Below are 23,252 nucleotides of genomic sequence, written 5' to 3' on the forward strand. Positions count from 1 at the left end.
CGATGCTGCGAGGCAATACTCACCCGTCTACATAACCTTTAATAATTTGAACCGGTGTATCACTAGGTGTCCAAATTCAAGCATGGTTTGATAGTTTACTGTGAAGTCAATCATGAAAAACCGGAATACTCAATTGATTGATGTGAACTAAGTCCAGACTTATTTTTCTTTTCGAAGTATGATTTATTTAAAGGTGAAAAACGAAACCATAATATTCACCTATAGAATAACAAAATAGATTTAAAATTTTCGCATAACAAGCTGCTTGTCTGGTGATCAACCTAATCGGGGTAATTTGATTAAGGATCAACGGATATGACCGAGACAGCATTTATTAATTACGTGAATCAATTTGGTGAGCATCAAAAACGTTCTATGTTCGGAGGTATTGGCCTCTTTCAAAATGACGCTATGTTCGCTTTATTGAGTGAAGGTTGTTTATTCATTAGAGGTGGAAAATCATTAGATAAAAAACTGACCGATCTTGATTGTGAAAAGTATCGTCATGTAAAGAAGCAGACAACAGCAACCGTAAACTATTACGACATTACGGATCTGTTTACCTGTGAACATCCTGAATTGGATAGTATTATTCGTACTTCAATCGATAATTCAATTCAGCAGCGTAGCTTCAAGAAGTCATCAGCTAGCCGTAGATTAAGAGATCTACCAAACATGCAGCTTACGTTAGAGCGCATGGTTAAAAAGGCGGGTGTGGATGATGTTTCAATGTTTATGCAGTTGGGCGCACCTGAAGTGTTTAATAAGGTTCGCGAAGCGTACGGAAACGATGTTGACCTAAAACTACTTTGGAAATTTGCGGGTGCAATTGATGGTATTCACTGGAAACTATTACAAGAGCCACGCAAGCAGCAATTACTAAAGAGCTGCCACTAAAGAAGTTTACCTTATATGCTTAAGATTACTGTTAATAAATAAAAACCGAGGAATGTCCTCGGTTTTTTTGTTTCTGTCTTAGCCGGATTTCTTAAAAGACTAAGTATCAAAAGGCTAAGTGCTCATAGAGAGCTTATTTGCTAGGGCTTGAGCTTTAAGTATTAGTACTTGAAGCGAGCAGTGAACATAAGTTGGTCACCGTAGAAGTCGTTAATACGAGCTTCAGCACCTAAAGAGAAAAGCTCTGTAGAGTGGAAACGCGCGTAAACAGAACCTGTCCAATCATCGTTGTCATCGATAGAAACGTAACCACCTTTACCACCAACTTCTAGTTGTGGACCAAGCCATTGGCGAACACCAATGTTGATTTCCATACCGATATCAGTAGAGCTTGAGTTCTCAGGTTGAACGATACGAGCTAGCATTTCACCTGTTAGGTCTGCCCAGTTGTTTAATGGAGCGTGGAAACCAAGACCTACAGCTGAGTCGTAATCGCTTTCAAATTCTGAATCGATACGTGCTATAGCGTGAGCGTTCGGGTGAATGGACTTACTGAACGCACCACCAAATGTTACTGGGCTAGCACCGATACGTGCTTCAAAGTAATCATAGTTAAAGTTGCTCATTACCTGTGGTTGTTCATCAACAGCTAGTGCTTGACCAGAAGCCAATAGCATAGCGGTAGTAAGTAGAATTTTGCGCATAACGACCGTAAACCTATATTAGTGTTAATTCCTTTGGTTTGAGACAAATCGGCAAACCATAAACATTGAGACAGTTTAATCTAACTCACGGAAAAGTAATCCTTTAAAATGTAAAACCTTACTCATTTAGTTAAAAAACAAGCAAATTAAGGATCAGTATGTAACGGAGATCTCATGTTTAGGGCGAATGAGAAAAATAGACGAGCGAATTATCCAAAATTTGTATACATTCGGAAGGTTTTTATATCGGATGACGCTATTCTCAGTATCCATTAACCAATCAGTGCTATTCACCAAAACTGGTGCGTTTATCCGCCATTGAAGTCAGTATGCGCTCGGTATCTAAGATGGAAGTCCAGTTTAGCAATTGCTTGTCGTTGGCAATGACATAGTCAGTCAATTGTTGAGTAATCGTGTCTCTCAGTTGGTCGCCTTGCCAAGGTTTTGAAATATAGAAATCAAGTGCTGCGTTGTTAATGGCTGTGACGGTATCTTCTAGCCCAGCTTGCCCGGTGAGCAACAGCTTACGCGTTGGTTTAGTAGCGTCGTGTTGGTTGAGTTCGATCAGAAAATCAATGCCGGTTTCTTCTGGCATGATGTGGTCGCATAAGATTAACGCGAGCTTAATACCATCTTGTCCCATTTCTTTGATTACTTGCTTGGCTTCATCGACCGACTCTGCACCTTCAACCAGAAAGTTCTCTTCAAATATCGCCAAGTCCTGAAGGACACTATTGAGAACTTCAGGTTCATCATCGACACATAAAATTAGGTACTTATTCATGAGGTGCTCCTTCTTGTTTGAATGGAAGCCACACTTGCATGTTTGTATGGCTGCCTACCTCTGACTCCACCAAAATAAACCCTTGATGAGCCGAAACGATTTGTTGAGAAATGGATAACCCAATCCCTAAACCAAAGTTGCCTTCTTTTTTAGTCGTGAAATTTGGGTTGAAAATGGTGTTGATGTCTTCTTTGGCAATGCCGTGGCCAGTATCGGAGATTTGCACCACAAGAAACGCGTCGTCGCCTTTTGTCTGTTGAGAAGTGGTGATGGTCACTTTTCCTCGTTCAGATAGGGCATCGAGCGCATTGGAGATAAGGTTGGTCCACACTTGTTGCAGCGAGAGCGACTGGCACAATAAAGGCGGTAAGTCGGTATCGTAATGCTTTTCGAGTTGGTGGTGTTTAAGCCTGTTTTCGAAGATCACTAAGGTATCTTCAAGCCCTTCGTGGATATCTGTGTAGTGGCGAACTTCTTCATCTTCTCTAGCATAGCTTTTTAAGCTTTTGACCATATCGGCAATACGCTTGCTGCACACTTGAATTGAGCGGATAGAGTTTCCAACATAATGGTAATGCTCTAAGTCATTGAGCAGCTCTTTGCCTGCGACAGGGGACGCCTTTAATGTGTTTAGAACCGTAGAGTCTTGGCTTAGGTTTAGTCTCACGGCTTTTTTTGCTAAAGCACGGTCATTAATCGTCGACGTAAGATGCTTTACGAGCTGTCTTTCTTGGGCTGTTGATAGTGGCTTAGCTAACTTTGAATGTGCCAGTACGTCAGTCCCTTTATTGGACTCTGGAACGGATAGGTTTGCCAATATTTGGTCGAGATGGTCTGACAGAGTTTCGATGCTTCTTAATATGGCAGCAATCGGGTTATTCAGCTCATGTGCGACTCCCGCGACTAGCTGCCCGAGCATCGCCATTTTCTCTTTCTCGATCAGTTGTTGATGTGCAGACTCTAATGATTCTAGTGTCTGCTGCAGTTTGATCTTATTGGTGATGCTGCGTTGCAAACGTCGATTAAAATGACGGAGCAATAGATTGGTAAATAAAGGCAGCAGGGTATTGTTTGAATGCATCACCTGAGCAAAGCTATCTTTATCCAGTTTGATAACGCGAGTCTGCGTTAGGGTGATCGCCGTAGAAAACGAAGGCTCGCCTGTTACAAATGACATCCCGCCAACAATGTTCCCTTTGGAGTGACGTACCACTTCCCGCTGTTGCCCAAGTTCATCTTTCTTATAAAGAGCTGCTTCACCCTCAATGATCAGCCATAAAAAGCGATTGTCTTCGCCTTCCACAGTGAGTAGATGCTCGGGGGAATAGTCACGAATGGCCTTAGTTTTGTCATCTTTTGAAAACACATCTTGTAAGGCACTGACGACACGTTCTGCAAGGGCATTATCAGAAAGCTGGTGGTAGTCGTGAATGAAACCCGATTGGAAAGAGTGAATCTTTTGCTCAATGTGCGCTCTGAGTAAGCGTTGTTGATCCAATGCATCGCTGTAAGAGAGCAGGTTTTCTGAGTCGTATTGGATAACAAAAGAGGTCAGCTCTTTTTGCGCTGATTTGAACAGAACCTGATCTTGAACCGGTTTGGTTAAACAGTGGTTGAGCCTACCTTCATTCACAGCGGTTAAAATGGATTGAATGTCTGACGAAGCGCTGACTAATATCGTTCTTGCGGTATTACTATGGGGCAGCTGTTGAAGTTCAATCAGGAATTGCACGCCATTAAATTCAGAATGATGATGAGTGATCACCAAGGCAACGGTTTGGTTGTGATCATGAATATCTTCTAATGCGTGATGTGCGTCTTCTATGTTCTCGGCAGTATAAATATCGAATACAGAAGCCAACGGAGCCAGCTCCGAACGTATTCTTTCAATGCTAACCGGATTATTGTCCAAACAGATAACAGCGTATTGATTCACAGCTCAACCTTAATAGTAGCGACGTCTTTAGCCTAGCAAGAACCGCCGAATAAGGATGAGAGCTAGCCGTTAATTTATTGAGGCAATCGAAGTATCGAGCAATAGACTGATTTAACTCAATGTTTCTTGTTTGCTACTGATGGGTTAGACTAAAAAAAATAGACACGTGTAGAAAGAGAACTCATGGAACAGTTAAGAAAAATTGGTGCTATTGGCGGAGCAATCTCACTGGCACTTTGTTGGCCGCTAGCGGTTGGGCAAATTGGACAAAATGCGATTACCGATGGCGTTGCAAAGCTTAACAATTCAAGCATTCAAGCTGAGATCGTGGAATACGATAGAGGTTACTTGTCTTCCAACGTAACCACTCGTTTAACTGTGATGGATGAAAACCTGAAAGAGCAACTTGCGATTGATGGGTTGCCGAGTGAGTTTGTCATAAATAGTGCGGTTAGCCATGGTTTGGTGAGTCTAAATGCACTGTCGACGTTTGAGAATACCGATATTCTGCCTTTAACTCTGACCACTAGTACTGAGCTAAACGGCAACACTGACTTTAACTTTGAGTTAAGCCAGTTCAATCACCAAGGTTCTGAAGAGAATGGGACTTCGGTCTCGATCACTAAATCGAATCTTTCTGGCCATGCGACTGTTTTAGGCCAAGTTGATTACGAGCTTTCAATCCCTTCAGTTCAAATTGATTTTGAAACCGGTGAAGAGGTAACGCTGTCTAATCTGAAAGGTGTGGGTTCAGGCCAACAAGCGAAAGGCTACTGGTTAGGTACTCAGAATTTTACTATCGATAGCTTCTTGGTTTCAGATTCTGCAATGCAGCCTTTCATGACCATTGAAAATTCTAAGTACGATTTTGAATCACATCTAGATGAAGCAACTAAGCGTCTGCGCAGCAACCTCAAGCTAGATATCGCAAACATCGAGACCAGTGAAGGCCAGTTGAACAACCTAAACGTCGATTTTGAAATGTCGAAGTTGGATAGCGAGTCGTTTGAGAAAATCTTTGAGATTTACCAATCTAATCCTGTGATGACGCAAGAAGACGTTGCAGAGATCATTCCATTTATCGATATCCTGTTTGCTAAAGGTTTCGACCTTTCAATGAACAACATGTCGTTAGAGTTAGGTAAGGGACAGTTCGAATCTAAGTGGTTGGTGAGCGTGCCGGAAGGGACCGAAAACATCAGCAGCAACCCTTCGATGATCATGCTTGCATTAACGGGCAACGTTCACTCTAGCTTCTCAAATGAACTTGTTGAAGAGTATCCATTCATCCGTGAAGGTATCGATGAATTGCTTGTGATGGAAATGATCAAGGAAACAGACAGTGGTTATGAAATCAGCGCTGACTTAGAAAATGGAAACCTAGTGTTCGAAAATGGACAAGAAATTCCATTAATCGCTCTACTTATGCCGGTTTTTGTTCAATAAACAGAGCAGGCGTGAATACTGATAGGGTGATTTAGCAGGTTAAGCTTAAACATTTTATACGGTACAAAACAAAAGAGGTCTTAAGACCTCTTTTGTTGTTTTTATGTTGGGTAAAACATGGTATTACTTGCATAGTTATTATTTAGCAGGAGCAATCATCCCCATGGAACTTACATTAGATAACGTATTCAACTTCAGTGCTGGCCCAGCTGCACTGCCTAAACCGGTAATGAAACAAGCGCAAGCGGACTTTATTGATTGGAATGGTTTAGGGACTTCCGTGATGGAAATCAGCCATCGCAGCAAGGAATTTATTCAAGTTGCTGACGAGTCCGAACAGGACCTACGTGATCTTCTGAACATCCCAGACAACTACAAAGTTCTTTTCTGTCAGGGGGGCGCTCGTGCTCAATTCGCTGCTGTTCCTCTAAACCTTTTAGGTGATGCGACGAAAGCGACTTACATTGATGCGGGTTACTGGGCAGAAAGTGCAGTGACTGAAGCGAGCAAATATTGCGAAATCGATGTATTCAACGCGAAGACGTCAATTGATGGTAAAGCAGCGGTTGTTCCGGCTAAAGATTGGAAAATTGACCCGGAAGCTGCGTATGTACATTTCTGTCCGAATGAAACCATCGATGGTATTGAAATCAGCGAGCTTCCTCAAACGGATAAGCCAATCGTAGCGGATATGTCATCTAACATTCTGTCTCGTAAGATTGATGTGTCTCAGTACGGTGTTATCTACGCGGGCGCGCAAAAGAATATCGGCCCTGCGGGTATCTGCATTGCAATCGTACGTGATGATCTACTCGAACTCGCAAACGACGTGTTGCCGAGTATTCTGAACTACAAAGTACTTGCTGAAAAAGACTCAATGTTCAACACACCACCAACGTACGCTTGGTACCTATCAGGCCTTGTGTTCAAGTGGCTGAAAGCTCAAGGTGGCGTTGAAGCGATGGAGTTGGTGAACAAAGAGAAAGCAGCGCTGCTTTACGATGCAATCGATAGCTCAGCTTTCTACAAAAACGATGTTCACACTGCAAACCGTTCTAGAATGAACGTGCCGTTCCAACTGGCGAAACCTGAGTTAGATGGCAAGTTCCTAGAATTGGCTGATGCTGCAGGTCTGAAATCACTGAAAGGGCATAGAGCAGTAGGTGGAATGAGAGCTTCACTTTACAACGCAATGTCTCTGGAAGGCGTTCAAGCGCTGGTTAGCTTCATGAAAGATTTCGAAGAGAAATACGCTTAATCGATGATAGGGCTTTGACTGATAAATTGCTTATTTGATTTTTATTGTGTCGAATGCACCGAACGAGATAGATGCCGCTTTTGCGGCATTTTTTTTGTCGTTAATAATAAAGGGTATGGTATGTTGATTTATTGTAAGAACAGTCATCCAGAGATATGACGGATGTATCAGAATGAGCAGACCTTTCTCTTAAAGCGAGAGTATCAACTGTTATTTAGGCACTTTTTACTATATAACGTGTCGCCCAAAGCTAGGTCTCTAATCATGAGCAGTGAGCGATAAGCCGCATCGCCCGGTTTATTGATGGGCGATTAAAATCCAACGTCTAATTTTTACCACAAGGAACCAAGTGTGAGGTTATTGAGTCTATTTGCGATGCTATTTCCGGCCGTTGCTTGTTCGTCCACACTTGAAATATGGGCTGGTATTAATTATGAAACGGCCGATTATGTAAAAGAACATATCGAAGCGATGACTGATCATCGTGTAGAAATTCGTTCGTTTGACGTCAACAGTATTCGTTCTGAACTGCTTGTTGCTGATCCTAGAGACAATACCTTTCCCGACGCCATCTGGGTTCCTTCTGACTTCTTAGGTCTAACTGAATATATCGATTTAGCGACGCTTCCTGATGCTTGGGTCGATACCCAACGCTATGAGAAAAAAGCGCTTGATGCAGTGGTCATCAACGGTGAGCTTAAGGCGTTACCAGTTGGTATTGGAAACCAAGTCGTTCTGTATTCGAGCAAGCCTCAAGCGCAAGTCGTGACATGGGAGAGCCTAATTGAACGCTCTGCTCAGTCCGAACAAGTGAGCGTGCTTTTTCCCAATCCAAACATGTACTTCTATCTAGCTTTCTATCAGCTTTTTTCTGAAGACTTATTATCGTCGAAGAATGTTAATGGTGAAGGGTTAGTTGCTATCTTTGATTTCATCGACATGTTGCAGCAGAAAAAAGTCATCGAATCATCGTGCAGCGATATTTGCGCGAGGCAGAGGTTCATCAATGGGGAAGTCGAGTTTTTGATTGACGGTGATTGGGCGTTCAGCGAACTCGATGCCGCCTTTGGTCGAGATTTGTACATCAATTCGTTGCCGACCTATCGTGGTGAAAGTATGTCTTCATTTAGTGGCGCAAAGGTTTTTGCTGTCACGGAAAAAGGCATGCAAAACCCAGATAAGAAATTGGCTTTGAAAGAAGTCGTTCAATACCTGCAATCAAACAGTTTCACCTATTTAGCTCACTCGAGTGCCATGGTTTCGCCGTTTTATGAGGTTAATCAACGCCGTGTTGAGGAAGGTAACCAGACACTTTCAAATATGTACGATGAGTTTCAAGCATCGCAAATGATGTCGAGTGACTACAAGATGGCGATCGTTTGGGAGGCATCGGCTCGGGCGTATCAGCGTTACAAGTCAGGGATGCCAAAGAGTGAACTGCATAAGTTTTACAATGATTTTGTTCAATATTACTCGGCGAATATGAGGGTAAGAGATTGAAGCTATCATTAAAATACACCATGGGCTTGGTGTTGCTGGCTTGCTCAATGCTTCCTGTTTACCTAGCGGGACAGTTGATTCTCAATAAACAAAACCAAAGTTCTTTAGAGCAAAAAGAAACCAAGCTGGACAACTCTACGACCGGTATTCGTCAAACCGTACAAGAGCAAATTAAGCTGACGGCGAGCCTAACTCAATGGTATTCGCATGACCGATCATTGATTAAAGCGGGTGGTAATATCTTTTTCTCGAGTGTTGTTTGGGACAAGATGGATAGCTTCAATGCGCTAGCGGAGAGTGTGTCCGCGACTTATATTCTGGACCAAAACTGGAAGCCCATTTATGACAGCAAAGGCAGCTTGTACCATTTTGAGCAGAGCCAGTTATTAGAAAGCTTGAAGCGTCCTCAATCGGTTTATGGGCAAGGGAAATTGTTCCACACCGAGTTTACCGAAACTGAAGTGGCGGATAATGCCGCTGCAGGTATCGCTTTTGTCGCGCCGATTTTACCTTATCGTTTGATAGAAGGTTCTACATACACGCCGCAGGGTTATCTTGTGGTTCTTATGGGGTATGACAGACTTAAGACTAAAGTGACGCCTTTCCTTTATCAAAATGAGTCGGTTGAGTTTAACTATATTGATTCAACGGATGCTCAATCTTCTGAACAAAGTGCGAACATTATCTCTATCGACAGCACATTCTTTACCGACAAATTGGTACTGAACGTCAAACATCATATTTCCGACAGTGAGCGTTTATTAGAGATGCAACAAGCTCAGGTGGTCTTTGTCAGAATATTGGTGGCGACGCTTGCCATCGCGATTGTGTTTGCTCTGTTCCTAAGCCGCTGGTTCTCAGGGCAGTTAAACCTGTTGGCTGAATCTGTTACGTCGTATTCGCATAACCAGTCACCGACTCATAGTGTGGATGAACATCGTTTTACAGAGTTCGTCACGCTGAGTCGTTTATTGGAAACCTTGTGGGGTCGCATACAATACCAAGTCCGTGAGCTTACCGAAAGTAACGATAAACTCGAAAGATTTAATGTTCAGCTAGAGGACTTAGTCGAAGAGAAAACCAGCAAGTTAACTAATTCGCTCGCGCGTGAAGAATCCCAGAAGCATCGTCTTTTGAAGATCGTTCAGTTTGCATCATCAAGACACGCGGCTGAATATCGGTTGATTCCTCAAATGGTCGAACAAGAGTTAAAGACATTACTTGTTCAACATTCGATTCAGTTTCATTTTAACCGGACTGGCGAGGCTGACCTGATACTCTGTGACTCACAGGGGACGGCGATCGGGTATTTTTGTTCAAGTTCATTTGATGTCCTCAGTGAAGAAGATCTTCTGATTTTTGACATGTACCAAAAACAGTTAGCTGGTTGGCTAGAGCTCGAAAATATTACACGGATTAACATGCCGACTGGCTGTTTGAATCGTAAAGCTTTTAATGAAGATCTCGAATTCAGTAAACGCAGCATTAACGACAATCAAAATCAGATTTCTTTGATCATTATTGATATCAATGGCTTGAAAACGACCAATGATGTTCATGGGCATGAGACCGGGGATGAGCTGATACAGCGCTGCGTAGACGTAATCAGCCACGAATTGACACCTGCCAGTAATCTATACCGTTTGGGTGGAGATGAATTTGCGGTGCTTACCTTAACGTCTGGTGAGTCGAGTTCGCTCAATGTCGCAAAGATGACTGAGCAGTTGTACATTGCTCAGGAGCAACAGGCAATCGAGACTAAAGCGGGTATCTCTATTCCTGTCAGATTCTCGATTGGTGCAGCCTCTAGTGATTCAACAGACGTTGAGCAATTGTTCTCTGTCGCTGATGAGAATATGTATCAGCAAAAGCGTCTTTATTATCAAACGTTGTCTGTGGTTGGGAAGTAATAATGCCAATCGCGCTGACAAATAGCGATCACGATTTTCGACGTCCATTAGAGCGGAACTGCTGCGGTGTGACGTTATAATATGTTTAAACGCTTATGGGAAATGCGCTTAGTCGGGCCAACCGTTGCTTAAACACAGACGATAAAAATGAAAAAGCCCACCAATGGAAGTTGATGGGCTTTGTGTTTGTATTTAGCTTACGTAACTCAGCTAGAGCCAGAAACTCTTCAGAGGCATCTCAGAGTCAAAGTGATGAGCAATTTGCGCTTGGAGTAGCTCAGCGGTCGCAATAGCGTCAGTTAATGCATGATGCGGCGTGTAGTCGGGCAGATGGTATCGACGACGACTCTGACCCAGTCTCACTGAAGCTGGCTTCTTACCTTTCAGCTTGTTCCACAAGCCGCCAGCCAGTTTATTTTGGATCTGAGATTCAATCTCCAGCGTGTCGAGGACTGGGAACTCAATGCCTTCACCGAGTCGCACTTTCAATGCATTGTCCAAAAAGTCACGTTCGATACGACGATAGTGAACCACAGGGATATGTCCCGCCATTGATTCTAAGATCTCGCCCAACACTTCGCTAAGGTCTGGCGCATCAATGATGTCATTGTGAGTGATGCCATGAATCACGACAGACTCTTCTTCAAGTTTCTGTTTTGGTCTTAGAGTCCAGTGTTTGGCTTGTCGCAAGTAGATGCGATTGAGCGTAAATGGCACTAAACCAATGGTAATGATGCCGTCTTTGTTTGGGTTTAACCCCGTTGTCTCAAAGTCGACAGCCAAAAACATCACTTCTGAAAGTGGCGTATCAGGCGCAGGAAGAGGCTGGCTATAAAAGTGCTTTAAGCGCTCGTCTCTCGCTCGTTCAAGCTTCTGAGCAAACTTAAATGGCCAATCGACCGCAGGTGATCTGAATAGTTTGTTCATAGGCCCTACTTAAACTTGTTGCTGGCTTGATAACGGAACTTAAGGAAGTTTTGCGCATTACTTAATATTTGGAATGCATCCTTTAGGTTACGTCGTTCGAAGTCAGACAGGTTCTCTGGCTCGATGTTGTTATCAGGCTCGATGTTGTTGTCGACATCGTGTGCTTGGTGGCGAATACGAACCAGAGAGATAAACTCCATCGCATCTTTCAAATCTTGAGCTCGGCCTTTTGGCAGAATACCGGCGTCAATAATGTCATCTAAGCGTTCGAACGAGTTCTTAGAGCGAGACGCTACCGCGAGCGAGTGAACACGAATCAAATCGGCGAGTGGCGCAGTACCACGACGCTTAAGGTTGATAGAGTTGTTGTGACGGCCATCTTTCTCCATCACGAAATCTTTGAAGAAGCCGAGCGGAGGTGTACGGTTGAGTGCGTTACGTGCAAGGCACGCCAAGAAGCGATTGTTCTTACGTGCGCGTCGAACAATAAAGCTGTTCAATTGCTCGGCCCATTTCAGACGACCATAAACGCCATCTAAGTCGAAGAAGATTGAAGCATTTAACAGTGCTTTCGGGTTTGGATCATCAATCCAATCGGCAAAGCACTCTTCCCATTGTCGACGAGTCATACGCCACGTTGGGTTAGTCGCCATGATATCGCCAGTACAATACACATAGCCACACTGATCTAAGCCATCACAAATAAAGGTCGACAGCTCCTCAAAGTATTTACCGTGCTTTTTCTCGTCGTAGGTATCATCAAGAATGATTGCGTTATCTTGGTCGGTAACCAGCAGCTGCTCATCACGCCCCATAGAGCCCAGTGCGAGGAAACAGTAAGGAATAGGCGACTTGCCCAATTTCTCTTCGCCCAGTTCGATAATTCGCTGCTTAAAGCTACGACCAATTACCGACATTGCAGTACCCACCATGTGGGCGTTGGCATCTTCGTTAACTAAGCGCACAAAGCTGTCTTTTACTTGCTCGGAAAGCACCTTCAGATCTTCGATACTTTGTTGCTGGAAGATACTACTTACCAATAACAGCGAGTTTTGAGACTCATAACGAACAATATCGGTCGCTTCGATAATACCAATCGGCTTCTTATCTTTAAGCACTGGTAAATGATGCACGTTATAGCGAAGCATGGTCATCATAGCTTCGTATACGTAAGCATTGTGATCGAGAGAGATAACCTCAGGTGTCATTACGCTAGAGACTTCATCCGATGGGTCAAGCCCTTCAGCTAAAACGCGAGTACACAAATCTCGGTCGGTGATGATGCCAATCACGGGTGTTGAGTCATCTTCATCATCTTCAACGATATCTGGGTCGATGATCAGCAAAGAGGAAACATTATCTTGTGCCATCATGGTCGCAGCTTGCTGAATCGTGCGCGTTTTTTCGATCATTGGCGCTTCGCTGGTCAGTAGCGTTTTAACCTTGGATGTTGTTAGGTCGTTAGCGTCGTTGCTGTCTGAGTTGGCTTGGCGCAGTCGTGCGTTATCTTCTACTTCTACGAAATCGGCAAAAGAGTCGTAGTTGTCGTAGAGCTCTTGGAAGATAGGCTCAGGAATACAGTAGAGTAGGGTGTCTTCAGTCGCTTTAACTGGGAAACGCACCTTGTTGTTGGTCAGTAGGCCCATTTGACCGAACAAGTGGCCTTCATCCAGGCGGTTATAGAGTTCGCCTTTACGGCGGTAGACTTCGACTTCGCCACTTCGAACGATGTATAAGTCATGAATTTGATCACCAAAGTGAATGATAGGGGTATCTTGGCGGTAATAAGAAATTTCCACGCTACTGGTCACTTTCGCCAACATCTCCTCAGGGAGTTCTGTGAAAGGGGGGTATTGTGCCAGAAAGTTTTGAATCTCTAATAACTCAGCATCCATAATGATCATCCATTGGTTTGTATGATTTCATGGTACAACATTTGATAATATTTTGCCGTCACAAATCAATCTGTGAGCTAAAACCTTTTTAAAGTCTTATGGATAGACTAACCTTTCAATTAATGGAGTGACAGTTTAAGGATGATAGGAATGTCGAAGTGGAAGCTTAGTTTTGTATCTGCGGTTTTTATGTTTTCTCCAAGTTTGTGGGCGGACACTAACGCGGTGGATATTTTGGATTACGACCATATTTATGCCACGGCGCATTCGGGCAGTTTAAATGAAGATGCAGGCAGTAATAACAATGCCTCGTCTTATGGATTAGGCGTCAGTTACGCGATGACGGATGATTGGTTGCTGCTGGGAGACTACAGCGCACGCTTCATTCACCCTGATGACACCACAACTCGAATTGATACGCTGATGCCAGGTGTTGGTTACCGTTACAGCATTAAGAAAGATTTAGATATAGTGGCTTACTACCTGCTTGGTATCACGAAAGGTAAGGTTGAAGATAATGACACCAACCGAACTGAATCTTCAGACACCGAGTTCATCCAAGGGGTAAAAGCTGAGCTTAACTATGGATTTGCGAAACGTTGGATAGCTAACGGGAGTGTGCAAGTGAATCGAAGTGACCTGTTTGATGAACAGATCTATCACTTAGGTTTACGTTATCTAGTGACCAATAAGTTTGCGATTGGTGGGTCATACCAACATCGAGATGGTGAAGGTAAAATTCGTAGCGAACGTACTAACGAGCTAGGTGTGGAATTTTTCCTAGAGTATTAGCCAGTAACGAAAAGGCTACATGCCCTAATAGCTCTTATATACAAAGAGGCAGACACAAAAAAGCCAGCTTGATTGCTGGCTTTTGCATATCTATTGGTCTGCAAATAAAGGTTTCGCTTTTCGATTAAAGAACCGCAGCGATACCTTTACATAGAGGACCCATGTTTGACTTAGTCATACCAGCAACACTGATACGGCCAGAACCAACAATGTAGATTGCGAATTCGTCTTTTAGGCGAGTTACTTGCTCTTTGCTTAGGCCAGAGAAAGAGAACATGCCGTTTTGACGTTCGATGAATGTGAAGTCTGCATCAACACCTTCTGATTTCAGTGTTGTTACAAATAGCTCGCGCATCTCTTGGATACGGTCACGCATTTCTGCTACTTCTGCTTCCCATTCAGCACGTAGATCAGCATCACCAAGGATGTGAGTAACGACAGCACTGCCGTGCGCTGGTGGGTTAGAGTAGATAGAGCGGATAATGCTCTTAACTTGAGAGAACGCAGTTGTTGCTACGTCTGCAGATTCAGCAACCAGAGTGAATGCGCCAACACGCTCGTTGTACAAGCCGAAGTTCTTAGAGAACGAGCTAGCAACAAGGATCTCTTTGTTGTATTGAGCAAAAATACGTAGGCCAGCAGCATCTTCTTCAACGCCTTTTGCAAAACCTTGGTAAGCAAAATCGAATAGAGGAAGTAGTTTCTTCTCAGCAACCAATTTAGCCAGTACTTCCCACTCTTCAGTTGTTGGGTCGATACCTGTTGGGTTGTGACAGCAGCCGTGAAGAAGAATGATATCGCCTTCAGAAGCTTTCTCTAGGTCAGCAACCATGCCAGCGAAGTCTTTGTCTTTAGTTTCAGCGTTGTAGTAGCTGTATTGAGCAGTTTCGATACCCGCAGCTGCGAAAACGCCGTTGTGGTTAGCCCAAGTTGGGTTACTGATCCAGATTTTCACTTCGCCCAGTTGGCGCTTGATGAATTCACCCGCTACGCGAAGTGCACCTGTACCACCTGGAGCTTGTGCTGTTTTAGCGCGTTGAGATGCAACGATCTCTGCGTCTGAACCGAAAAGAAGTTTCTGAACCGCTAGACCGTATTCAGCTGTACCTTCAATCGTTAGGTAAGATTTGGTTTTTTCGTTTTCAAGAAGTGCAGCTTCTGCTTTCTTTACTGTTTTAAGTACTGGTGTTTGACCATCTTCATTTTTGTAGATGCCAACGCCAAGGTTGATTTTCTCTGCACGAGAGTCTTTTTTAAACTCTTCAGTAAGGCCGAGGATAGGATCGGCGGGAGCAGCTAACACTTTTTCAAACATAATCTTCATCCATGTCAATTGAGAGGGGATAGTATCTATGGGTAGTTATACCTGTATGGAATTTTTAAGACAATACGAAGTGAACAGAAAGACCAAAAAAAATCCATTTCAATCAGATTTATTGACTAAAGAGGATATTTGATAACAAAACACCCTACGGATTAACCTATAGGGTGCAAGAAGTTAGTGGATTTTGAATAGATTACGCTGGTTGAGCAATAAAGCTTTCGCGCTCGAGTTCACTCGCTACATTTTTGCCATCTTTGTAGGTCGCAGCAATTGAAACAAACGCTTGTTCGACGACCAGAAAAGCTTGGACAACTTGCGGATCAAAATGCGTCCCATTGCCCTCTAAGATGATCTGTTTAGCTTGTTCATGAGTAAAGGGTGGCTTGTAGACTCGCTTCGAGATGAGCGCATCATAAACATCAGCTAATGCCATTAAACGGCCAGATAACGGGATATCTTCACCAGACAACTGATTAGGATAACCACTGCCATTCCATTTCTCGTGGTGAGTCAGAGATATCTCCTTTGCGACTCTTAAGAAAGAGCTACTTCCCAACTGCTTTTCTGCAATAGATAACGCTTCAGCCCCAATCGCGGGGTGACCTTTCATTATCTCAAACTCTTCGTCCGTCAATTTGCCCGGCTTCAATAACACACTATCAGGAACACCTACTTTGCCCACGTCGTGCAAAGGCGCAGATTTGTAGAGCAACTCGATGTAGTTTGGTGTTAACAAGCTTGAGTGGGTTTCTGATTTGCTGAGCTCTTGTGCGAGCACCTTGACGTACTCTTGAGTTCTTAGGATATGTGCGCCCGTTTCATTGTCTCGAGATTCAGCCAATGCCGATAAGCTCACAATGGCCACGTCACGTGTGGTTTTCACTTCGTTTTGCGCGGTTTCAAGGCTATCAAGCATGGTATTGGTCATAGATGCCATTGATCCAAGCTCGTTGTAGCCGAAAATAGGTAAGCGAACGCCTTGCTCGCCATTGGTGACTTTGTTTAATGCGTGCTCTTGGCTTAGGAGAATACGCTTAATTAGCTTACTCCAAAGCGTCATGATGGTTATCGCGTAGCCACCCAGTACCACAGCCAAATAAATAAACTCTTTGATCACGCTGATCTTGCCGGTGCCATCCAATAAGCGGTCAGGGTTATGTTCTAACCAGAAGATGTCTTTGACAGCAATCATCGTCAACATAGTCGTCAGTGTTACCAGAAGCACGATAACCAAGCCTATCATCTGCTTGACCAGTGAACTTCTTTCACCAACCAGTTGGAAGTCGAATTGTCCAGTCGTCTCCATTTTATCCATTTGGCTGAGCTTGGCATTCAATTGAAGAATGGTTCCGGTAAAGAAGCCGAATAGACTCATGCCAAACAGCACCTTCAAATTACTATCTATGGTGAATTCATAGCTTAAGTTGTAGTAGAGCGCGAAAGGCACACTTGCAGCAAAAAATAGCAGGGTATCGAGTTGCGTGAATCGGCCTTGCTTGACCAAGGTATGTTGCGCCAATGGGTAACGACGTGCGAGCCATAATAAGATAAACACAATACTGACTTGTGTGAAAATCTCTAACGTCGTTAAGCTATCGAGCATAGGGCACACCCGACTGCCATAGGTGCCAAACAGCACGCCAGCAATGACGTATAACTTAGTCGTTAGCGATTGATTGTAATTTGAAGTATCCATCGGTAAGCCTTTGTTCTCATTCTTATTAGATTTACGCATTCATTGATTCACGACTTTAGAATTGCGAATAATTAGCATAACTGACGTGAATAAGACCGGAAATTCTATCGATAGCTTTCGTGGATTGATACAAGAAACTGGTTTGTGTTAGAGATTTGTTAGCTAGGTGGGGGTTATTGCAGCATTTTTATGAAGATACTTGAATAGCCTCGGTCGAGGTTCGAGGCTATTCAGTCTGTGTACTGGTTAGAATCGCGCGTGATTGAGTTTGCTATCTACTTTACCCCGTTACTTTTTGAGATTGATTTCAGCTTCGATTGAGCCGGTTTCAATCTCAGGGTGAGACGCTAGTTTGTCTGCAGCCCATTGGTTGATGTGTTTCAGAATAGCAGACACCGCGTGTTTTTCCGTTGGTGCTTGGTCTTGTTCGACATCGATCTTTTGCTTTGGATGTGAGCCTGTCGCATCTTCAGCAATATGGAGCCAATCTGGGTGCCAGTAATATGGCTGACCGCTCGGTGTTGTCCAACTGTGAACACCGTTTGACTCTCCTTTATAACTTAATTGGTCTGCTTCTATTTTTTTCATTGTTATCTCGCATGTTTTTGGGTTACATCAAATTATTGAGGTAGAAAGCCAACTTAGCTCCTACCTTGGGTACAAACTTAGCAAAGCTTACAAAGTTATCTGTGAACCAATTCACACTATTGTGGAAATTAGGTGCGATCATATGGATAGCAGCAATAGTTGTTGGCGTAAGTGATAAAATCACCGGCTCACAGAATTTCTCTAGGTAGTACAATTAGATGGCGCGTTATGAAGAGCTTGCAAAGGATATTCGAACTCAGATAGCCAACAATACGTGGCGATCCGGAGAGAAGATCCCTTCGGTACGCATGAGTTGTCGAAATTACAACGTCAGCAATAGTACTGTCTTACAAGCCTACCAGTTGCTAGAAAGCGAAGGGTGGATCATCGCTAAACCTCAGTCGGGCTACTTTGTAGCGCCAAGGCTGGACGGCGTTGACTACGCACAGCCACTCGTTAGTGAAAAGAAAGCCATTAATGACCGCTTATTTGATTTCTTGAAGTCGAGTTCAGCCGAAGGTGTGATTCCTTTCGGCTCTGCATTCCCAGATCCCGACCTTTTCCCGTTACCTACCTTGACTCGAAACCTTGCCAGCGCGGGTAGGAAGATGACTGGCGCGAGTGTGATAAATAATTTACCACCGGGCAGTGAGTCCTTGAGAAGGCAAATCGCACAGCGTTATCTGCAGCAAGGGATCACGGTTAATCATCAAGACATCGTGATTACGTCGGGTGCTATGGAGGCGCTCAACTTGAGCCTGCAAACGGTCACCAAGTCGGGTGATAACGTCGTGATTGAGTCTCCCGCATTCTATGGTGCTCTGCAGGCTGTCGAGAGGCTCGGGCTTAACCCGATCGAAGTGGACGTTTGCCCAATCAATGGGTTGAATATAGAGCAGTTTGAAAACGCGCTACAAAACCAAGATGTTAAAGCGTGTTGGCTGATGACGACTTTTCAAAACCCAACGGGAACCAGTTTGTCGGAACAGGCAAAGCGCCGTGTGGTAGAGATTGCAGAACAGCATGGAACCTACATTATTGAAGATGACGTGTATGGCGATCTTTATTACGAAGGGCATAAGCCGAAGCCACTAAAGGCCTTCGATAAGACCGATTCCGTCTTGCTTTGTGGGTCGTATTCAAAAAGTTTGTGTCCTGGTTATCGAGTAGGGTGGGTTGTGAACACGCGTTTTAACGACGCGATTCAAAAGTTACAGCTTCTTTCTACGTTATCGAGTAGCGCTCCTGTTCAACTTGGTGTCGCTCATTTCTTAACGCATGAAAGCTACGACAATCACCTTCGTAAACTGCGTAAAAACCTTGTCGTCAGGAAAGAGCGATTTATCGATGTCATTAAGCAGTACTTTCCGCATTCAATAGAGATTGAAGAGCCGGCTGGTGGTTACTTGATATGGATTCGCTTTTCTGAAAAATTCGACAGCCAACAGTTTCATCAACTGGCTATCGAACAAGGTATTAGCGTTGCATCTGGCGATCTGTTTAGTGAGCATGGCAGAGTGGATAACGCGATACGATTGAACTTCTCTTATGAACTGACAGAAGAGAAAGAACAGGCGCTCATCTGGCTTGGCAAACTGGCACATCAACTTACGCACTCGTAAAACCTTAAGTCCCTCATAAAAAAGACAATCATTCCAACTGTACGGGTTGTTTGTGGGGTAACTGTACGCCTAATTGACCAAAGAGTTGTGATTCAATAACGGTAGACCAAATATTGGAGATACCGTTATGTTGAAAATGACTATGGGAAATGAAGTTAAGCTGATTATTGTCGCTATTGTGTGTGCGCTTCTGCTTATTCTCGGCCACGTACTGCTGGCAAAAGCATTCGCTGATATGGCGTGGGCGGAATACACCACTGCCGCGATCCCATTCGTTATGATGGCAATTTGCGGTCTTGCAATAAAATACGCTATCGACCAAGATGTGGATTAGCTTTTGAAATAATGAGTCTCAGATAGTGGCACGCAGAAGCATCTGGACTCGTTTTATTCCGAACATAAAAAAACCTCCGCAAGTGCGGAGGTTTTTGTTTGTTCTTAACTTTTAATATCGAATAGGTTTCGAATTAGAAGTTTGCAGAGCGTGGTGTACGTGGGAATGGAATCACGTCACGAACGTTACCCATACCTGTTACGTAAGATACTAGACGCTCGAAACCAAGACCGAAACCAGCGTGTGGCACTGTACCGTATTTACGTAGGTCGCGGTACCAGCTCATGTGCTCAGGGTCGATACCCATAGCAATCATACGCTCGTCTAGAATGTCTAGACGCTCTTCACGTTGTGCACCACCGATGATTTCACCGATGCCTGGTGCAAGTACGTCCATTGCTGCAACTGTTTTGCCGTCGTCGTTTAAGCGCATGTAGAAAGCTTTGATGTCTTTCGGGTAGTTCTTAACGATAACAGGTGCTTTGAAGTGCTCTTCAGCTAGGTAACGCTCATGCTCAGAAGACATGTCGATGCCCCACTCAACGTCAAACTCAAATTTCTTACCAGAGTCTAGTAGGATTTGGATTGCGTCAGTGTAGTCAACTTGTGCGAAGTCAGCGTCAACGAATTGCTCTAGACGAGTAATTGCTTGCTTGTCGATGCGAGAAGCGAAGAATTCAAGGTCGTCGCGGCGCTCTTCAAGAACAGCAGCGAAAACGTACTTAAGCATGTCTTCAGCCAGTTTCGCTACATCGTTAAGGTCTGCAAACGCAACTTCAGGCTCAACCATCCAGAACTCAGCTAGGTGGCGGCTTGTGTTTGAGTTTTCAGCACGGAACGTAGGACCGAACGTGTAAACCTTGCTTAGTGCACAAGCATAAGCTTCAGCATTAAGTTGGCCAGATACTGTTAGGAACGTCTCTTTACCGAAAAAATCTTCGTTGAAGTCTACGTCGCCTTTTTCAGTGCGTGGTAGGTTTTCCATGTCTAGCGTAGAAACACGGAACATTTCACCAGCGCCTTCTGCATCAGATGCAGTAATAAGCGGAGCAGAAGTCCAGAAGAAACCTTGCTCGTGGTAGAAACGGTGAATCGCTTGAGATAGACAGTTACGTACACGTGCTACTGCGCCAATCACGTTTGTACGTGGACGTAGGTGAGCAACTTCACGAAGGTACTCGATAGAGTGACGCGTCTTAGCCATTGGGTAAGTGTCAGCGTCTTCAACCCAGCCTACAACTTTAACGTCAGTTGCTGCTAGTTCGAAGTCTTGACCTTTCGCAGGAGACTCAACAATCTTACCCGTTACTTCAACAGAGCAGCCAGTTGTTAGCTTTAATACTTCGTTTTCGTAATTATTAAGATTATTAGGAACCACGGCCTGAATCGGGTCGAAACAAGAGCCGTCATAAATGGCAAGGAAAGAGATTCCAGCTTTGGAATCACGACGTGAACGGATCCAGCCGCGAACAGTTACTTCACTGTCTACCGCTAGCTTGCCGCCAAGTACGTCTGTTACAGGCGCGTAAGTCATGTTGATTTCATTCTCCATTGAGGGACAAATTCAACTCAAAGTCTCTGGCATTGCTGCAAATAAATATACATTTGCACAATAATTAGCCGAAACATTAAGTTGTATAAACTTTTTAAATCGATTGAACATATTACCTGTCATACCGACAGCTTCAACCTTTATTCTTGCTTGGTGAAAGAAATATTGTGTCTACTGACGATAAATAGGTTTGAGGGTGTGTTTTTTGTTCGATCTTAGCGTCAGCCTTACCTTTCACCCTATGTGAGCTGCTGAACGAGCATGGCGTAATCGAAACCTTTGTTTTCAATAATGGGAGTGTGATTGTGTTGAGACTCACTCTATATTGGCGCGGATTCAGTCATTTTGGACTTGATCACCTTCTTAATTTCCCACTAAAGTACAAGAGGAGTTTAATATCTACGTGTTAATTACGCCGCCTTAACCCCTGCATTCTCTCTACACCCGCACTTTTCGAGCGCTCGCTCATTCAAGAAAAACAGTCGATCAAATTATGTCTCAACAAGGCAGGACTGGCTGTACAAGTAAAAGAGAATTACATGCTTAATTATTTAAAAAAACATTGGTTATCAAACGTTAAAGGAGATTCATTATCTGGGATTGTGGTTGCACTCGCATTGATCCCTGAAGCCATCGCATTTTCAATTATTGCAGGCGTTGACCCTAAAGTAGGGCTCTATGCCTCGTTCTGTATTTGTGTCGTCACTGCTTTGGTTGGCAGTCGTCCGGGAATGATTTCCGGTGCAACAGGCGCTATGGCGCTACTAATGGTCACTTTAGTGAGAGAGCACGGACTAGAATATCTACTCGCCGCTTCATTTCTAGCTGGCGTCATTCAGATCGCAGCTGGGTATCTCAAGCTTGGTAACCTGATGAATTTCGTTTCCAAATCGGTGATTACTGGATTTGTTAACGCGCTCGCCATTCTAATTTTCATGGCTCAACTTCCTGAATTAATCAACGTCCCTTCAAGCGTTTACGTGTTAGTCGCTTTGGGTTTGGCGATCATTTATCTGCTTCCTTATTTTCCCAAGTTTGGTCGTGCAATACCTTCCCCACTGGTCGCGATTGTTGCTCTGACAATCATTAGTTTGCTCTTCGGCTTAGATGTGAGAACGATTGGCGATATGGGCAAGCTTCCCGATTCACTGCCTGTGTTCTTGATTCCTAATATTCCATTCACGTTTGAGACGCTTGCAACCATCCTGCCATATTCGATTGCTCTGTCTCTGGTTGGCTTGTTGGAATCCTTGATGACAGCGACCATAGTCGATGACCTGACTGATACTGAAAGCAATAAAAACAATGAGTGTAAAGGGCAGGGCGTTGCGAACATCGTGGCTTCCCTTTTTGGTGGAATGGCGGGCTGCGCAATGATCGGTCAGTCGATCATTAACATCAAATCAGGTGGCTTAACCCGATTGTCCAGCATGATCGCTGGGGTGGTTTTGTTGCTAATGGTGGTGTTTGTTTCTGATTGGTTGAAGCTGATACCGATGGCCGCTTTAGTGTCTGTGATGATCATGGTTTCTATCGGCACATTCTCATGGCGTTCCATTGTTGAGCTTAAAGATCACACACTGCCAACCAATGTAACCATGCTAGCAACCGTGGCGGTGGTGGTGTTTACTCATAATTTAGCAATAGGTGTTGCGGTTGGCGTGGTGCTGTCGGCTCTGTTTTATGCACATGCCAGCAAATCCATGGTGTTTATATCCGATGAAGTCGTGACAAACGAAATGCACACCATTCACCGAGTAAAAGGCCATGTCTTCTTTGCTTCGTCAGATGCGTTTGTCGACTTATTTGATTATGACAACGCGACCTCTTTAGTGACCATCGATATATCGGATGCGTCATTCTTAGATAATACCTCGGTCGAGGCGCTTGATAAGGTTGTGTTCAAGTTCCGTAAAAAAGGGGCTTACGTTGAAGTGTCAGGAATGGATAGCGTGAGTGCGAACCTGATAGTCAAACACGCGATGTATCACAAGCATAAAGACTTAACCGCGGTTTCCATTACGCACTAATCTTGGTTTACGGTTCTTTTAAAGCCTGAAAGCCTGAAAGCCTGAATTAGACGTTGC

Annotated in this window: 18 protein-coding genes; 9 read left to right on the plus strand and 9 right to left on the minus strand. The window is 44.0% G+C overall.

The genetic code is table 11. The annotated features are described in order from the left end of the window. The first annotated feature begins 315 nt into the window (after window positions 1–315). Window positions 316–897 carry a TfoX/Sxy family DNA transformation protein gene (locus AB6E54_RS01950; RefSeq protein ID WP_017060401.1) on the plus strand — a complete coding sequence of 194 codons (582 nt, stop codon included), beginning with the start codon at window positions 316–318 and terminating at the stop codon, window positions 895–897. 161 nt (window positions 898–1,058) lie between these two features. Here the strand turns inward: AB6E54_RS01950 and AB6E54_RS01955 are convergent, their stop codons facing one another. The 3 genes from AB6E54_RS01955 to AB6E54_RS01965 form a co-directional block, all read right to left on the minus strand. Beyond that, window positions 1,059–1,601, minus strand: a complete 543-nt coding sequence (locus tag AB6E54_RS01955) for a hypothetical protein (RefSeq protein ID WP_017065409.1) — start codon at window positions 1,599–1,601, stop codon at window positions 1,059–1,061. 286 nt (window positions 1,602–1,887) lie between these two features. Next, window positions 1,888–2,385, minus strand: a complete 498-nt coding sequence (locus AB6E54_RS01960) for a response regulator (protein ID WP_017065410.1) — start codon at window positions 2,383–2,385, stop codon at window positions 1,888–1,890. Beyond that, on the minus strand, window positions 2,378–4,321 hold the full coding sequence (locus tag AB6E54_RS01965; RefSeq protein ID WP_017060404.1) for an ATP-binding protein: 1,944 nt from the start codon (window positions 4,319–4,321) through the stop codon (window positions 2,378–2,380). Before AB6E54_RS01965 ends, AB6E54_RS01960 begins: the two co-directional genes overlap by 8 nt. Window positions 4,322–4,504: 183 nt before the next feature. On the opposite strand from AB6E54_RS01965, the gene AB6E54_RS01970 reads away from it, so the two are divergent. The 4 genes from AB6E54_RS01970 to AB6E54_RS01985 all read left to right on the plus strand — a co-directional run bounded on the left by AB6E54_RS01970 (window position 4,505) and on the right by AB6E54_RS01985 (window position 10,435). Beyond that, entirely contained in the window at window positions 4,505–5,767 is a 1,263-nt protein-coding gene (locus AB6E54_RS01970; RefSeq protein ID WP_102333198.1) for a DUF945 family protein, read from the plus strand. Window positions 5,768–5,930: 163 nt separating this feature from the next. After that, window positions 5,931–7,025 (plus strand): 3-phosphoserine/phosphohydroxythreonine transaminase, encoded by a 1,095-nt coding sequence (gene serC, locus AB6E54_RS01975; protein ID WP_017065411.1) that lies wholly within the window; start codon window positions 5,931–5,933, stop codon window positions 7,023–7,025. 351 nt (window positions 7,026–7,376) lie between these two features. Next, window positions 7,377–8,525 carry an extracellular solute-binding protein gene (locus tag AB6E54_RS01980; RefSeq protein WP_372049990.1) on the plus strand — a complete coding sequence of 383 codons (1,149 nt, stop codon included), beginning with the start codon at window positions 7,377–7,379 and terminating at the stop codon, window positions 8,523–8,525. Window positions 8,526–8,545: 20 nt separating this feature from the next. Next, complete coding sequence (locus AB6E54_RS01985) at window positions 8,546–10,435, plus strand: GGDEF domain-containing protein (protein ID WP_372106300.1); 1,890 nt, start codon at window positions 8,546–8,548, stop codon at window positions 10,433–10,435. A 210-nt stretch (window positions 10,436–10,645) separates the two neighbouring features. Here AB6E54_RS01985 and AB6E54_RS01990 read toward each other — a convergent pair whose 3' ends face one another. Further along, window positions 10,646–11,362 carry a 3'-5' exonuclease gene (locus AB6E54_RS01990; protein WP_017060409.1) on the minus strand — a complete coding sequence of 239 codons (717 nt, stop codon included), beginning with the start codon at window positions 11,360–11,362 and terminating at the stop codon, window positions 10,646–10,648. A 5-nt stretch (window positions 11,363–11,367) separates the two neighbouring features. Then, on the minus strand, window positions 11,368–13,257 hold the full coding sequence (locus AB6E54_RS01995) for a DUF294 nucleotidyltransferase-like domain-containing protein (protein WP_102333201.1): 1,890 nt from the start codon (window positions 13,255–13,257) through the stop codon (window positions 11,368–11,370). 150 nt (window positions 13,258–13,407) lie between these two features. Here AB6E54_RS01995 and AB6E54_RS02000 point away from each other — a divergent pair, with 150 nt between their 5' ends. Continuing rightward, the gene (locus AB6E54_RS02000) at window positions 13,408–14,049 is read left to right on the plus strand and encodes an outer membrane beta-barrel protein (protein ID WP_102333202.1); all 642 of its coding nucleotides are present in this window, start codon (window positions 13,408–13,410) and stop codon (window positions 14,047–14,049) included. 124 nt (window positions 14,050–14,173) lie between these two features. Here the strand turns inward: AB6E54_RS02000 and AB6E54_RS02005 are convergent, their stop codons facing one another. The 3 genes from AB6E54_RS02005 to AB6E54_RS02015 form a co-directional block, all read right to left on the minus strand. Continuing rightward, window positions 14,174–15,364 (minus strand): amino acid aminotransferase, encoded by a 1,191-nt coding sequence (locus tag AB6E54_RS02005; protein WP_372106219.1) that lies wholly within the window; start codon window positions 15,362–15,364, stop codon window positions 14,174–14,176. Window positions 15,365–15,566: 202 nt separating this feature from the next. Further along, complete coding sequence (locus AB6E54_RS02010; protein ID WP_017071957.1) at window positions 15,567–17,108, minus strand: HD-GYP domain-containing protein; 1,542 nt, start codon at window positions 17,106–17,108, stop codon at window positions 15,567–15,569. A 249-nt stretch (window positions 17,109–17,357) separates the two neighbouring features. Then, window positions 17,358–17,657 (minus strand): hypothetical protein, encoded by a 300-nt coding sequence (locus AB6E54_RS02015; protein WP_017060414.1) that lies wholly within the window; start codon window positions 17,655–17,657, stop codon window positions 17,358–17,360. 218 nt (window positions 17,658–17,875) lie between these two features. Between AB6E54_RS02015 and AB6E54_RS02020 the strand changes: the two genes are divergently transcribed. Both AB6E54_RS02020 and AB6E54_RS02025 read left to right on the plus strand, forming a co-directional pair. Then, window positions 17,876–19,279 (plus strand): PLP-dependent aminotransferase family protein, encoded by a 1,404-nt coding sequence (locus AB6E54_RS02020; protein WP_017065418.1) that lies wholly within the window; start codon window positions 17,876–17,878, stop codon window positions 19,277–19,279. A gap of 127 nt (window positions 19,280–19,406) precedes the next feature. After that, window positions 19,407–19,613, plus strand: a complete 207-nt coding sequence (locus AB6E54_RS02025) for a hypothetical protein (protein ID WP_004734707.1) — start codon at window positions 19,407–19,409, stop codon at window positions 19,611–19,613. A gap of 133 nt (window positions 19,614–19,746) precedes the next feature. Here AB6E54_RS02025 and asnS read toward each other — a convergent pair whose 3' ends face one another. After that, the gene (gene asnS / locus AB6E54_RS02030) at window positions 19,747–21,147 is read right to left on the minus strand and encodes an asparagine--tRNA ligase (RefSeq protein WP_017060416.1); all 1,401 of its coding nucleotides are present in this window, start codon (window positions 21,145–21,147) and stop codon (window positions 19,747–19,749) included. 557 nt (window positions 21,148–21,704) lie between these two features. Here asnS and AB6E54_RS02035 point away from each other — a divergent pair. Next, on the plus strand, window positions 21,705–23,195 hold the full coding sequence (locus tag AB6E54_RS02035) for a SulP family inorganic anion transporter (RefSeq protein WP_372106220.1): 1,491 nt from the start codon (window positions 21,705–21,707) through the stop codon (window positions 23,193–23,195). The last annotated feature ends 57 nt before the right edge of the window (window positions 23,196–23,252 follow it).

It is taken from the genome of Vibrio sp. 10N.247.311.49 (assembly GCF_041467655.1).
Classification (GTDB): Bacteria; Pseudomonadota; Gammaproteobacteria; order Enterobacterales; family Vibrionaceae; genus Vibrio; species Vibrio crassostreae_C.